12 protein-coding genes and 1 tRNA gene are annotated in these 13,170 nt (G+C 32.9%); 5 read left to right on the forward strand and 8 right to left on the reverse strand.

From position 1 onward, the window contains the following. Nucleotides 1-192: 192 nt before the first annotated feature. Entirely contained in the window at nucleotides 193-2,070 is a 1,878-nt protein-coding gene (mnmG, locus tag GOQ24_RS01495) for a tRNA uridine-5-carboxymethylaminomethyl(34) synthesis enzyme MnmG (protein ID WP_155090594.1), read from the reverse strand. A gap of 16 nt (nucleotides 2,071-2,086) precedes the next feature. Beyond that, nucleotides 2,087-2,506: an rRNA maturation RNase YbeY gene (ybeY, locus tag GOQ24_RS01500; protein WP_155090595.1), complete on the reverse strand. Its 420-nt coding sequence runs from the start codon at nucleotides 2,504-2,506 to the stop codon at nucleotides 2,087-2,089. A gap of 2,457 nt (nucleotides 2,507-4,963) precedes the next feature. On the opposite strand from ybeY, the gene gltX reads away from it, so the two are divergent. From gltX to GOQ24_RS01515, 3 genes are all read left to right on the forward strand, one after another. After that, nucleotides 4,964-6,478, forward strand: coding sequence for a glutamate--tRNA ligase (gltX, locus tag GOQ24_RS01505; protein ID WP_155090596.1), 1,515 nt, complete (start codon nucleotides 4,964-4,966; stop codon nucleotides 6,476-6,478). Nucleotides 6,479-6,602: 124 nt separating this feature from the next. Beyond that, nucleotides 6,603-7,124 (forward strand): hypothetical protein, encoded by a 522-nt coding sequence (locus tag GOQ24_RS01510; protein ID WP_155090597.1) that lies wholly within the window; start codon nucleotides 6,603-6,605, stop codon nucleotides 7,122-7,124. A 50-nt stretch (nucleotides 7,125-7,174) separates the two neighbouring features. Then, nucleotides 7,175-8,143: an SPFH domain-containing protein gene (locus tag GOQ24_RS01515; protein WP_155090598.1), complete on the forward strand. Its 969-nt coding sequence runs from the start codon at nucleotides 7,175-7,177 to the stop codon at nucleotides 8,141-8,143. A 72-nt stretch (nucleotides 8,144-8,215) separates the two neighbouring features. On the opposite strand, the gene GOQ24_RS01520 is transcribed toward GOQ24_RS01515, so the two are convergent. From GOQ24_RS01520 to GOQ24_RS01535, 4 genes are all read right to left on the reverse strand, one after another. After that, nucleotides 8,216-8,461, reverse strand: coding sequence for a DUF6327 family protein (locus GOQ24_RS01520; protein ID WP_155090599.1), 246 nt, complete (start codon nucleotides 8,459-8,461; stop codon nucleotides 8,216-8,218). Between the two features lie 15 nt (nucleotides 8,462-8,476). Continuing rightward, the gene (locus GOQ24_RS01525; RefSeq protein WP_155090600.1) at nucleotides 8,477-8,827 is read right to left on the reverse strand and encodes a hypothetical protein; all 351 of its coding nucleotides are present in this window, start codon (nucleotides 8,825-8,827) and stop codon (nucleotides 8,477-8,479) included. Nucleotides 8,828-8,841: 14 nt separating this feature from the next. Beyond that, nucleotides 8,842-9,183, reverse strand: coding sequence for a YtxH domain-containing protein (locus GOQ24_RS01530; protein WP_155090601.1), 342 nt, complete (start codon nucleotides 9,181-9,183; stop codon nucleotides 8,842-8,844). Nucleotides 9,184-9,296: 113 nt separating this feature from the next. Next, complete coding sequence (locus GOQ24_RS01535) at nucleotides 9,297-10,979, reverse strand: glutamine--tRNA ligase/YqeY domain fusion protein (RefSeq protein ID WP_155090602.1); 1,683 nt, start codon at nucleotides 10,977-10,979, stop codon at nucleotides 9,297-9,299. A 132-nt stretch (nucleotides 10,980-11,111) separates the two neighbouring features. Here GOQ24_RS01535 and folB point away from each other — a divergent pair, with 132 nt between their 5' ends. Both folB and GOQ24_RS01545 read left to right on the forward strand, forming a co-directional pair. Continuing rightward, nucleotides 11,112-11,468, forward strand: coding sequence for a dihydroneopterin aldolase (gene folB / locus GOQ24_RS01540; RefSeq protein ID WP_155090603.1), 357 nt, complete (start codon nucleotides 11,112-11,114; stop codon nucleotides 11,466-11,468). A gap of 87 nt (nucleotides 11,469-11,555) precedes the next feature. Next, a tRNA-Cys gene (locus tag GOQ24_RS01545) sits at nucleotides 11,556-11,626 on the forward strand. 93 nt (nucleotides 11,627-11,719) lie between these two features. Here GOQ24_RS01545 and GOQ24_RS01550 read toward each other — a convergent pair. Together GOQ24_RS01550 and GOQ24_RS01555 are read right to left on the reverse strand one after the other, a co-directional pair. After that, nucleotides 11,720-12,409 (reverse strand): LysE family translocator, encoded by a 690-nt coding sequence (locus tag GOQ24_RS01550; protein ID WP_155090604.1) that lies wholly within the window; start codon nucleotides 12,407-12,409, stop codon nucleotides 11,720-11,722. Between the two features lie 86 nt (nucleotides 12,410-12,495). Then, nucleotides 12,496-13,167 carry a head GIN domain-containing protein gene (locus tag GOQ24_RS01555; protein ID WP_155090605.1) on the reverse strand — a complete coding sequence of 224 codons (672 nt, stop codon included), beginning with the start codon at nucleotides 13,165-13,167 and terminating at the stop codon, nucleotides 12,496-12,498. Between the last annotated feature and the right edge of the window lie 3 nt (nucleotides 13,168-13,170).

A 13,170-nucleotide genomic window follows, 5' to 3' on the forward strand; every position in this document is an offset into this window, starting at 1 on the left:
AGCCTAACCAATAAACATATTAATAATTTAATAGTAAAAAACATCTCCTACTCTTTTAGAATTATCAATTAAAATAAACACCTAAACCACCTTAAAAATCCATAATGTTTCACGTGGAACAAAAGAAAAAGGATATAAAAAGGGATTGTTCCACGTGAAACAATCCCTTTTTATATTATAGCTATACTTTAACTATCTTCCCATATGTATCAGTAAAATAGAGATATCCGTAGGAGTAACTCCGCTAATACGAGAAGCTTGAGATATCGTGATAGGTCTAATATTCTTTAGCTTCTCACGTGATTCAAATGATAGTGACACTATCTTATCATAATCAAAATTCTCAGGTATACGCACATCCTCCAACCTATTCAACTTATCAGCATTATTCTTTTCTTTCTCAATATACCCAGAGTATTTTACTTGGATCTCGGCCTGCTCAATAATCTCTTGATCTAAATTATGATCTTCTACATAAGCCTTTACTTTCTCAAATTTAAGAATGTCTTCCAGTTCAATTTGTGGACGAGAAAAGACCTTAAACATCTTATCAGGTTGAGTCATTAGAGATGAACCTTTGTCCTCCAAGATAGGGTTAGCTTCCTCTGTTTTTACACTTGTTTCCTTAAAGAATTGAACGAAGTTTTCAGCTTCTGTCTGCTTATGTTCCATTCTTCTCATACGTTCTTCGGTAGCTAAACCTAGTTCAAAAGACTTCGGTGTTAATCTAAAGTCTGCATTATCTTGACGTAATAAGGTACGGTATTCCGCACGAGATGTAAACATTCTATAAGGCTCTTCTGTCCCCTTCGTAATTAGGTCATCTATTAATACTCCTATATATGCTTCATCCCTTCTAAGGATTAACTCTCCTTCTTCTTTCACTTTCAAAGCCGCATTCATACCAGCCATTAATCCTTGTGCAGCTGCTTCTTCGTAACCAGTAGTTCCATTGATCTGTCCAGCAAAATACAATCCATCTACAAGTTTAGTTTCAAGCGAATGCTTTAACTGTGTAGGTGGAAAATAATCATATTCGATAGCATATCCAGGTCTAAATATCTTAGCATTCTCAAACCCAGCTACCGAACGAAGAGCCTTAAACTGAACCTCCTCCGGTAGTGAAGTAGAGAATCCATTTACATAGATTTCACAAGTATTCCACCCCTCAGGTTCTACAAATATTTGATGTCTATCTTTATCAGCAAAACGATTAATCTTATCTTCAATAGAAGGACAATAACGTGGTCCAATACTCTTAATTCGACCAGTAAACATAGGAGAACGATCAAAACCTTCTCTTAATAAATCGTGTACTTCAGGAGAAGTATACGTCATGTAACAGTCTCTTTGTTGAACTAATGGCTGCGTCACATCTAAGTACGAGAACTTAGAAGGGTTAATATCTCCCCCTTGCACTTCCATCTTACTATAATCTAATGATCGACCATCCACTCTTGGAGGTGTACCTGTCTTCATTCTTCCAGAAGTAAAACCAGCTTTCACAAGATCTTCTGTTATACCGTAAGCAGCACCCTCACCGGCTCTACCACCACCGAACTGTTTTTCTCCGATGTGGATAAGCCCATTTAAGAATGTACCATTCGTTAAAATAACTGTCTTAGCTTTTATCTCTAACCCAAGATTAGTTACTACACCTTCGATCTTATGATTCTTAATAATCAAAGATTTCACCATATCTTGATAAAAATCAAGGTTAGGTGTACCCTCTAACATAAGTCTCCAAGTCTCAGAAAAACGCATACGGTCAGACTGAACACGTGGAGACCACATAGCTGGTCCTTTAGACTTATTAAGCATCTTAAACTGGATCGCAGTCTTATCTGATACAATACCGGAATACCCTCCTAAAGCATCAATCTCTCTTACGATTTGCCCTTTTGCGATACCACCCATTGCAGGATTACATGACATCTGAGCGATGTTCTGCAAACTCATTGTAATCAATAAAGTTTTAGAACCCATATTTGCAGCGGCAGCAGCAGCCTCCGAACCAGCGTGCCCTCCACCTACTACTATTACATCATATTTATCTTGAAAAATACTCATTCATTAAATTTTAAAATTATTGTTCCACGTGGAACAAAGTCATCTTTTCATCTTCTTTACGACGCATTAAATCACTTTCTTCTTTAGTCTTATCCTTATATCCACAGTAATGTAATACACCATGAGCCATAACTCTTAGTAGTTCAGTATCAAAATCAACACCAAACTCTAATGCATTCTCTCTAACTCTATCAATGGACAAAAAAATATCACCTGAAATAATACTACCTTCCGTATAGTCAAAACTAATAATATCAGTCAAAGTGTCGTGATCAAGATACTTTACATTAATTTCATGTAAAAAATCATCAGTACAAAAAATATAGCTAATATCACCTAAGTAAAAATCTTCTGACTCTACAATATGTTCAATCCAATTTTCATACTTTTCTTCGTTATCTAACTGAAAATCAGTTTCATAATTAAAAATAACCATACTTATTTTCTATAAAAAATTTGAGTGCCAAAGGTACAATGAAAAATAAAAAACTTAGAAAATAAAAGCATAAATATTTCTTTACAAACAAATTAGCCCAGGATCAAAGAATAAAATAAGTAGATAAGTAAAATTAAGAAAAAATGCAAATGCCGGAACCAGGTAAATACAGGCTATAAAAATAGGAGTAGTAGAAACAAACTTATATCTCAAACTCTCCTTACTAACAATAGTTTACGATAGTATTCTTATACTATGGTACTACCAAACATCAACTTAAGAGATCAATAGAAAATAAAACTTAGAACTATCGATTAATATTGCTCATACCAAAAATCAAATATACAAAATATATACAACCAATACAGAAGAATAGCTACAAGTGTAGAAATAGAAAACACCTAAAACTTTGTGCAGTATTAATCTCATAAAAAACTACTTGCTCTCTACTCCCGAATATCGTAAATATACCACGAAGAAAACCCAAAGAATCAAATCAAAAAAAAATTTATCCAAAATCTAACCCTTCATAAATCTCATAAAAAAAAACTACTTGTCCTCTACTCCAGAATATCACAAATATACCACGAAGAAAACCCACAGAACAAAAACAAAATAAAATTCTATCCAAAATCTAAGGCTTCATAAATCTCATAAAAAAAACTGTTTGTCCTCTACTCCAGAATATCACAAATATACCACGAAGAAAACCCACAGAACAAAAACAAAATAAAATTCTATCCAAAATCTAAGGCTTCATAAATCTCATAAAAAAAACTGCTTGTCCTCTAATCCAGAATATCTCAAATATACCTTGGAGAAAACCCACAGAACAAAAACAAAATAAAATTCTATCCCAAATCTAAGGCTCTATAAATCTCATAAAAAAAACTGCTTGTCCTCTAATCCAGAATATCTCAAATATAAGCAGAAGAAAACCTACAGAACAAAATCAAAATAAAATTCTATCCCAAATCTAAGGCTCTATAAATCTCATAAAAAAAAATAACTGTCTCTTAGTACAGAATAGCACAATTATACCCTGGAGAAAACCCATAGAACAAAATCAAAATAAGATCATATCAAAAATCTAAGGCTCTATAAATCTCATAAAAAAAAATAACTGTCTCATAGTACAAAATACTACAACTATGGGACGAAAGGAAAAAAGAATGTCACTAAAAGCAACATTAAAATAAATACACTACTACCTTCAAAAAAAATTGAACAAAATAAAATTCTGATACTCCAAAATAAAATTGTCACTGACTATCAAAAAAAGTACATGTGTACAAACTACATAATGGGTGAAAAAAGCACAATTAAATAAAAAGACAATAAGCACTGGCAAAACTCGAGAAAAGAAAATCAATAAAAACAGAAAACAAAAAATATTTAAAAATCTCGAACCGCAAAAGAACAAATAATTTTTCCCATCACTTTACTCAAAATAGAAAAGCACACAAATCGTCGGAAAAATGTTCCACGTGAAAAAAACAATTTCAACCTTTATTAACAACATAAATTATTAATAAAAGAAAAAAGAAAATTTATAAAAAAAGATATGTATGTATATAGCTTGTTAATATGTAGCATAACTTTTTTCTATAGATTTCGTATTATCAATTATTAATACTTATCAACATATTATTAATTTTTAAATTGCTTAAAATTAAAGGATTATTTTGTTTATCAACATAGCTTATTATCGTTATCAACAACCTTTTTAGGATAAGTTTAGGTGTTAATTTCTGTTGATAAGTGCTTAGTTCATTATTGATATCTACCTAATAGTTTTTATAAAGTTAATTTGGAATTGACCTTCGATGTAGTGTATTGTAAAATTTTATTAAAATCCAAAAAATAGTTATTTCAAACTTTCCATATTTATCAACATTTTTTGTTGATTTATATATCATTGATTATCTGCTTTTTAAGCGATTTAATTATTTCTTATGTTGATAACACATAAGTAGCTAATTATTAATAGATTATAGTATTTAGTAAGATGTTGTCTTTTACCTGTTTTAGTTCTCTTATGTGCTAAATAGAGTTTAAATATTTCTGTAGTAAAGCAGATTTTACGCTTAATATAGACATGTTTTAATCCAGAAAATATTGTTTTAGAGAAGTAAAACTCCTTCTATTTTAAGTTGATATTTTCTCGAAAAGCAAGTTGTAAATCTTTTTGAAAGACATATTATTTCTTTTTACGTTATTATAAAAATGTCCGATTAATACTATTTTATATACACTTTAAATGCCATCTTCATCGTGTCATTTTATTTCTATTTTATGTATAAGTACATACTAAATTGTAGTTGTATGTCTATGTATTTACCCTTAAGGTTATTTCTTTTTTCTATGTGACGTATATCTTTCAAATGATTACTTTTTGAGTAGTTATATACTTATTAATTGACAGTTATGTTATCTTTGTAAAAAATTTTAAACAAAATGGCTAAGCAAGTTCGCGTGCGTTTTGCACCAAGTCCAACAGGGCCTTTACACATTGGTGGTGTAAGAACCGCGTTATTCAATTATTTATTCGCTAAGAAGCACAACGGAGTATTCTATATTAGAATAGAAGATACTGACCAAAATCGTTTTGTACCAGGAGCTGAGGCTTATATATTAGAAGCTTTAGAATGGTTGGGGATTTCACCAGATGAGACTATCGGTAAGAATGAAAAGTTCGGACCATATAGACAGAGTGAACGCAAGGAATTGTACAAACAATATGCTGATCAACTGATCGAAAGTGGATGGGCATACTACGCTTTTGATACTGCTGAAGAATTAGATCAATTGAGAAAAGACGCTGAAGCTGAAGGAAAGACATTTATATATAATCATACGAATAGAGAGCAGCTGAGTACTTCTCTTAAATTAAGTAAAGAGGAAGTAGATGCTAAGATAGCTAATGGTGAGGCTTATGTTATCCGCTTTAAGACTCCTGTAGGAGAGACTTTACATCTAAAAGATATTATCAGAGGTGATATCAAGTTCGAAACGAGCTTATTAGATGATAAAGTGTTGTATAAAAGTGACGGAATGCCGACATATCACTTAGCTAATATCGTGGATGATCATCTTATGGAGACATCACACGTGATTAGAGGTGAAGAGTGGTTACCTTCTCTTCCACTACACGAGTTGTTATACAAAGCATTCGGATGGGAAGCTCCTGAGTTCGCTCACCTTCCTCTAATCCTTAAGCCAGTAGGTAACGGTAAGTTATCTAAGCGCGATGGAGATAAATTAGGATTCCCTGTGTTCCCATTAGATTGGCAAGATCCTACATCTGGAGAGAAATCTTCTGGATATAGAGAGAGAGGATTCTACCCTGAGACTGTGGTGAACTTCCTTGCTTTACTTGGATGGAATGACGGTACAGATCAAGAGATTTTCTCATTAGAAGAGCTAGTAGAGAAGTTCGATTTAACACGTGTGCACAAGGCAGGTGCTAAGTTTGACCCAGAGAAGAATAAATGGTTTAACCAGCACTATCTGAAACTACAAAGCGATGCTGACTTAGCTAAGGCATACCAAGTAATCTTAAAAGAGAATGGTATCGAGGCGACAGATGCTTATGTAGAGAAAGTAGTGGGATTAATCAAAGAGAGAGCAACATTCGTAGCTGATTTCTATGAGTTGAGTGATTTCTTCTTTGTAAAGCCAACAGAATATGATGCTAAGGCATTAAAGAATTGGAAAGAAGATACCTCTGGTATTATGACACAAGTGTCTGATGTAATAAAAGGTATTGAGACATTCGAAGCGAAGAATATAGAGTCTATCGTGAAGGATTGGATCAATGAGCAAGGTATCGGAATGGGCAAAGTGATGCAACCACTTCGCCTTAGTTTAGTAGGTGCTGTAAAGGGACCAGACTTATTTGACATCATCGAGATGATAGGAAAAGACGAAACTGTCGATAGAATAAAGTTAGCTATTCAAAGAAATAACTAACTTACTAATAAAGTTTAGCAAAGGGGCTCATGTTTCATGAGCCCCTTTTTTTGTATAGTTAACCTATAGAATAGTTTTTTTGTTAAAAAAAATGTAATTTTATAGCATACTAATGCATTCAAAAATGAAAAAGTTACTGTTTTTATTTTCTTTAATGCTTTGTAGTTTATGTTTTTCATGTAGCAATGATGACAATAAATTAGGAGACAAAGCTGAAGAAGCGTGGAACCATTTTGTACAAAAACACCTTGTTGGTGAATGGGTGCCTAATAAAATTGAAATTAAACCAATAATAGGTGAGGTTTTATTATCTACCCCTTATCCTCACAAGGATGGATGTGATCGCGATATCCTGTCTATGTCTGAAAATTTTGAAGGAGCATTTAGCGTATACAGTGAATCCTGTAGTATTGTGAACTACCCATTTAAGTGGAAACACCAAATAGGCACATTGAGTTTTGAGTTTGATAACCGCATCTTAACCGCTTTTTTATTAAAAAAATCCAATGAGTATTTAGTATTAGATTTTAAAGCTATAGATGCGTTACCTATCTTGACTAAATATTATCCAGATATTGCTACTTTACCAGCTGAAGAACTTGCATTGCTTGTGGTAAAGGTCACTTTTTTGAAAAAAGCGAATTAGGTTAATTCTTTTGAGTTACTTTGTAAATAATTAAATATAAATAAATTGTTATGAATCCAACTATTATTGTAGGGGTAATTATAGTAGTAATTATCTTTTTGGGAATTTTTACTGTTAAGCAGCAAAGTGCTGTTGTTGTACAACGTTTTGGTAAGTTTAATAGTATTCGTCAATCTGGTTTGAATTTTAAAATTCCGGTTGTGGATAAAATTGCAGGAGTGGTTAACCTTCGTATTCAGCAATTAGACGTATTGATTGAAACAAAAACAAAGGACAATGTATTTGTTAAGTTGAAAGTTTCAGTACAGTTTAAAGTGATCCAAGATCGCGTATATGACGCATTTTATAAATTAGAGTATCCTCATGATCAGATTACATCCTATGTTTTTGACGTAGTACGTGCTGAAGTACCGAAACTTATCTTAGATGACGTATTCGAGCGCAAGGATAATATCGCTGTAGCTGTTAAAGCAGAATTGAATGAAGCTATGACCACTTATGGTTATGATATCATTAATACTCTAATCACAGATATTGATCCGGATATCCAAGTTAAAAATGCGATGAACCGTATTAACGCTGCTGATAGAGAAAAAGTAGCTGCGGAGTATGAAGCAGAAGCAAGTAGAATACGCATTGTAGCGAAAGCTAAAGCAGAAGCAGAATCTAAGCGTTTACAAGGACAAGGTATTGCAGATCAGCGTAGAGAAATTGCTCAAGGATTAGTAGAGAGTGTTGACGTATTGAATAAAGTGGGTATTAATTCACAAGAAGCATCAGCTTTAATTGTTGTAACTCAGCATTATGATACACTGCAATCAGTGGGTGGTGAAACAAACTCTAACTTAATCTTATTGCCAAATTCACCTTCTGTTGCAACAGATATGTTAACGAATATGGTTGCTTCATTTGCAGCGAGTAGTAAAGTTAAAGATATGATGGAAACTCCCAATATTGCATTAGCTAAAAAAGGAGGTTATAAGCAACAAAATAACGATAATGAAGATGACCTTAACTAGGTTAGAGAACGTTCTTTAAAACGTATAATAGAATCAAAAAAGGCTAATTACATTGTAATTAGCCTTTTTTGATTATTGTCTTCTCTTTTTAAAGAGATATTTTAAAACAGTTGTAATTACAAAAGCTTGTAAACTCCCAGAAGATTTTACAAAGTTTGCAATAGAACCGACTGTATTTTTTACTAATCTATCAGGTGATAATTCTTCTTTAATATCGTCTACAGATTGAAAAATCTTTTGGTAGTGTATTTCGCGTTTGACTTCCAAAATCTTTAAATCCGAATTAATTTCCTCTAAGGATGTATATTGCTTTCTCATGAGTTCGATTCGAATTTAATCATTAAATAATATTTCTGATAGTTTTTTTATCAAAGGTCTCTCTACTAAAGATTTTCTAAATGAATAAGCAATAATAGAAACTAAGATATAGAAACTACCAACAATTAAAAACCCTGTTGAAGTACTATTAAAAGCTTCACCGATAGCATAGGCTGCGAACAAGGATATAAACAATAAGGCCAATGTTGAAAATAAGCTTACTAATATCAATGTCATAAAGATACTACCAGCTTTGACACTTACTTTAAAGCCCCATAAGCGATAATAGTCTAATGTTGACTTGATAAATTCTTCCGAATTTTCTTTAATATTAGTCATTTCTGATTTAACCTCGTCGAAAGCCATATTACAAAATCTAATTATTTTTTAACGTTATCAGCAGCATCATTTGCTTGTTTCTTCAATGCAGCTAATTTATCTTCTAAAGTTGCAATTACTTCATCTCTTTTCTTTCCTGAAGTATTTACAAAGTGCTCAAAACCCTCTTCAAAATCGTGTTTTTTCTTTTCAACAGCACTGCGAACTTGTTTTTTAAGTTCGTCAATTTTGTCTTCAAGATCTTCCTTAGATTCATCAAAAGTTTTCTTGATTTTCTTTCTTGTTTTTTTTCCTTCATCAGGAGCAAAAAGTATTCCTAAGCCTGCTCCTACTGCTACTCCAGCTAATACTGCAAGTACTGTACCTCCTAAACGATTTGACATAACATTGATTTTTTGATTATTATCTAATAAAGTTAGAAAAAAATCACCTCTTTAACTGTTAAAAACAAGTTAAAGAGGTAATTAAATTATATTTTACACAAAAGATTAGGAGTTTATTTTTGCTCTACTTTAGCCCAAGTATCTCTTAATCCAACTGTTTTATTAAATACTAATTGATTCGGTTTACTGTCTTTATCCACACAGAAATACCCCATTCTTTGGAATTGGAATTTATCACCTTCTTTAGCTGTACTTAAACTTGGCTCTAAATAGCCTTTTACAATCTCTAAAGAGTTAGGGTTTACAAATTCTAAGAAGTCTACTTCTTTATTACCATCGGGATTTTCATCTACGAATAAACGATCGTAAATACGAACTTCTGCTTCTACTGCATGAGCTGCAGAAACCCAGTGAATCGTCCCTTTTACTTTGCGTTTACTTGCTTCTGATCCACTACCACTTCTACTATCTGCATCATAAGTTGCATGTATTTCAGTGATATTTCCGTGCTCATCTTTAACGACACTTTCACCTTTGATAATATAAGCATTCTTAAGGCGAACTTCTTTTCCAAGCGTTAATCTAAAGAATTTGCTATTAGCTTCTTCTTTGAAATCTTCTCTTTCAATATAAAGCTCTTTAGAGAACGGAACTTTGCGATAAGTCATTACCTCTTCTTCTGGGTTGTTCTCTGCGTCTAACCATTCTTCTTGTCCTTCAGGGTAATTTGTAATCACCAATTTTACAGGATCCAAAACAGCCATGACACGTGGAGCAATTTTATTTAAGTCTTCGCGAATACAAAATTCTAAAAGTGATACATCTATTAAATTATCGCGCTTAGCAATACCAATAGTATCAGCATAGTTTCTTATAGAAGCTGCTGTATATCCTCTTCTTCTCAATCCTGAAATAGTAGACATACGCGGATCATCCCATGCTGTTACATGTCCTTCACTTACCAAGCGAGCAAGTTTTCGTTTACTTACTACCGTATGCGATAAGTTTCGTCTTGCAAACTCGCGTTGTTTTGGTCTAATATTGTCTTCAGTAACCACTTGATCTAAGAACCAATCATATAGTTCTCTATGAGGTAAAAATTCTAAAGTACAGAAAGAATGAGAAATACTTTCAATATAATCACTTTCACCGTGTGCCCAGTCGTACATTGGATAAATGCACCAAGCATCTTTAGTTCTGTGGTGTGCTTTTTTTATAATTCTGTACATGATCGGATCACGCATCAACATATTCTTGTGAGACATGTCTATTTTTGCTCTTAGAATATGTGCTCCTTCTTCAAATTCTCCATTTTTCATTCTCTCGAATAAATCAAGGTTTTCTTCTATAGAACGATTTCTATATGGACTATCTACACCAACTGTAGATGGAGTACCTTTCTGTTGAGCCATAACTTCTGAAGTTTGGCTATCTACGTATGCTTTGCCATCTTTAATCATTTGGATAGCCCAGTCGTATAGCTGTTGGAAATAGTCAGATGCATAAACTTCATTTGCCCATTTATACCCAAGCCATTCTACGTCCTGTTTGATTGCGTCAACAAACTCCTGTTCTTCTTTAGACGGGTTAGTATCGTCAAAACGCAAGTTAACTGGCGCATTGTACTTTAACCCTAATCCAAAATTTAAACAAATAGAACTCGCGTGACCAATGTGTAGGTACCCATTTGGTTCAGGCGGAAAACGGAAATGAAGTTTTTCTGTTGGCAAACCATTTTTTAAATCCTCTTCAATGATTTGCTCAATAAAGTTTAATGATTTCTCTTTTGTTGACATGGATTTTATTTATATAATACTCACAAAGGTATCAAAAAACAAATCAACTTCGATGGATTTATTATCTTTCCTTGCTATAGACCGTAAAAAAATGTCGTAATTTTAGCCTTTATTTATTTTAATTATTGACTAATGGGAATTATTCGTTTAAACAATATTCGCGTATATGCTTTTCATGGTTGTATGGAAGAAGAAGCTAAGATAGGATCTGACTATCGTGTAGATGTTACTGCTAAGGGAGTATTTAGAGATGCTGCTACTTCTGATAACCTGGTTGACGCTATAGACTACGTGCATTTGAACAAAATAGTGAAAGAGGAAATGGCAATTCGCTCTAACCTTTTAGAACACGTATGTGAGAGAATCATCAAAAGGGTTTTAAAAGAAATTGAAATGGTTACGGATATCACTGTTGCAGTTTCGAAAATTAATCCTCCTATTGGCGGAGATGTCGAATCTGTAACGGTTGAAATGCAGGAAGTTAGATAAAACCTAAAAAAAATATACAACTTTTAGAGTAAAAGGCTTTTGAACTTTCAAATTATTTGCTAAGTTTGCAATCCAATTCGGAACAATGGCTTCGTGTCCGAGTGGCTAGGAAGCGGTCTGCAAAACCGTCTACAGCGGTTCGAATCCGCTCGAAGCCTCAAAAGGATAGTTGTTTAACTATCCTTTTTTTGTATCCAATAATGATATATCTGTGAATAAAAAAAGCCTTAGAGATTCTCTAAGGCTTTTACTTATTTTGTATTTTCTGTAGCGGTTGTTTGGAAGTATTGCTTTACACAGTCTATTGTCGATTTTGGTAAAATTCCTTTCATCATTATTCCAAAACCAAACACCATGATGATGATACTGCTGATTTTTTTTACTTTCAAGATATTTTGATACGTTAACTTCTTGCGTAATTGCTTTGCTAAGAATATTTTAAATAAATCTGTGATAAAATAAGCCAGAATAGTAAAGCCAAAGAAAGTGAACATCTTTTTTGGATCCATGTCCATTTGAGGTCCAATTGTAATGATTATTCCCAACCAGAATCCCAACACACCTACATTGATAAAGTTTAATAGAAAACCTTTCGCAAAGAGGTTAAGATATTCTCTCCTTAGGTTAGGTGGAGCTATTTGCAGTGTTTGTACTTCTACTTTTTTGAGTTTGATAAAGGAGATTATTCCATAGGTAATCATGATAATTCCTCCAAAGATAAAAAGTGCAGGGTCGTCTTTTATGGCATTGATCAGTTTAAAACTACTAAAGAAGGCAATAGCAAAGAAGATAGCATCAGCTAAAATAACTCCCATATCAAGAGCTATCGCTGCTTTAAACCCTCTCGTTATACTTGTTTCAATAAGAATAAAAAAAACAGGACCTATCATAAAACTTAGGAAGAACCCCAAAGTCATACCTGTTAGCAAACCATCAAACATTTTATATAATTAAAAAATGCCAATCATAATAATTGGCATTTAATTATTTCGCAAGTTACAGCTTTTTGGAACAATACTAAAAAATGTTATTCAACTTTTTTAATTGTACCCCCAGCTATTGTTTTTTCATTTAATGTTTTTGGATTCCCATATACGGAAATCGATCCTCCTGCTCTTACTTTCGCATCAGCAACATCAGTGGCATTGATACTCGCTTTACCTCCAGCATTTACTGTGACTGATGTTTGTTTGGTTACAAGTTTGCTATTGATAATATCAGCTCCCGAGTTTGATAATGCATCTTGTACATTTGCTTTACCAGTTAATCTAATTATAGATCCAGCACCTGCTTTGACATTTACTTTATCGGTATCTATGTCTAATTTAATGGATGAGCCTGTTTTTCCTTGTACGTCTAATACATTGGCATTCAATGTACCTTTTCCAACAACGTTAGCACCTTCTCCTGCATTAATCTCATTTAGCTCTTTGTAATACAGAGTAACCTTTATCTCATCACCTTGATAACTGTTAGTGAAATTCATCTTTATTTTTAGATGTTCATTCTTGTTGATGACATTGACGTTATCTTGTTTTTTGCCCTCGATTTCTATCTTGGTACTTCCTGTAGTAGGAATTAAAGTTACTTCTATTTGGTCGAAAACACTTAGCTTTTTAAAAGAACCAATTTCTTTATCTATCTGTGCAAAAGAAATTTGAGCAACCAATAAAGTAATTAATACGGCTAATTTTTTCATAAT

Source organism: Myroides sp. LoEW2-1, assembly GCF_009767705.1.
In the GTDB taxonomy this organism is placed as follows: Bacteria; Bacteroidota; Bacteroidia; order Flavobacteriales; family Flavobacteriaceae; genus Flavobacterium; species Flavobacterium album_A.

Excerpts from the sequence above, each read along its gene's own strand:
- ybeY (WP_155090595.1), bottom strand. The coding sequence starts at position 2,506 with ATGGTTATTTTTAATTATGAAACTGATTTTCAGTTAGATAACGAAGAA.
- folB (WP_155090603.1), top strand. The coding sequence starts at position 11,112 with ATGGGAATTATTCGTTTAAACAATATTCGCGTATATGCTTTTCATGGT.
- GOQ24_RS01525 (WP_155090600.1), bottom strand. The coding sequence starts at position 8,827 with ATGGCTTTCGACGAGGTTAAATCAGAAATGACTAATATTAAAGAAAAT.
- GOQ24_RS01530 (WP_155090601.1), bottom strand. The coding sequence starts at position 9,183 with ATGTCAAATCGTTTAGGAGGTACAGTACTTGCAGTATTAGCTGGAGTA.
- gltX (WP_155090596.1), top strand. The coding sequence starts at position 4,964 with ATGGCTAAGCAAGTTCGCGTGCGTTTTGCACCAAGTCCAACAGGGCCT.
- mnmG (WP_155090594.1), bottom strand. The coding sequence starts at position 2,070 with ATGAGTATTTTTCAAGATAAATATGATGTAATAGTAGTAGGTGGAGGG.
- GOQ24_RS01535 (WP_155090602.1), bottom strand. The coding sequence starts at position 10,979 with ATGTCAACAAAAGAGAAATCATTAAACTTTATTGAGCAAATCATTGAA.
- GOQ24_RS01510 (WP_155090597.1), top strand. The coding sequence starts at position 6,603 with ATGAAAAAGTTACTGTTTTTATTTTCTTTAATGCTTTGTAGTTTATGT.
- GOQ24_RS01555 (WP_155090605.1), bottom strand. The coding sequence starts at position 13,167 with ATGAAAAAATTAGCCGTATTAATTACTTTATTGGTTGCTCAAATTTCT.
- GOQ24_RS01520 (WP_155090599.1), bottom strand. The coding sequence starts at position 8,461 with ATGAGAAAGCAATATACATCCTTAGAGGAAATTAATTCGGATTTAAAG.
- GOQ24_RS01550 (WP_155090604.1), bottom strand. The coding sequence starts at position 12,409 with ATGTTTGATGGTTTGCTAACAGGTATGACTTTGGGGTTCTTCCTAAGT.
- GOQ24_RS01515 (WP_155090598.1), top strand. The coding sequence starts at position 7,175 with ATGAATCCAACTATTATTGTAGGGGTAATTATAGTAGTAATTATCTTT.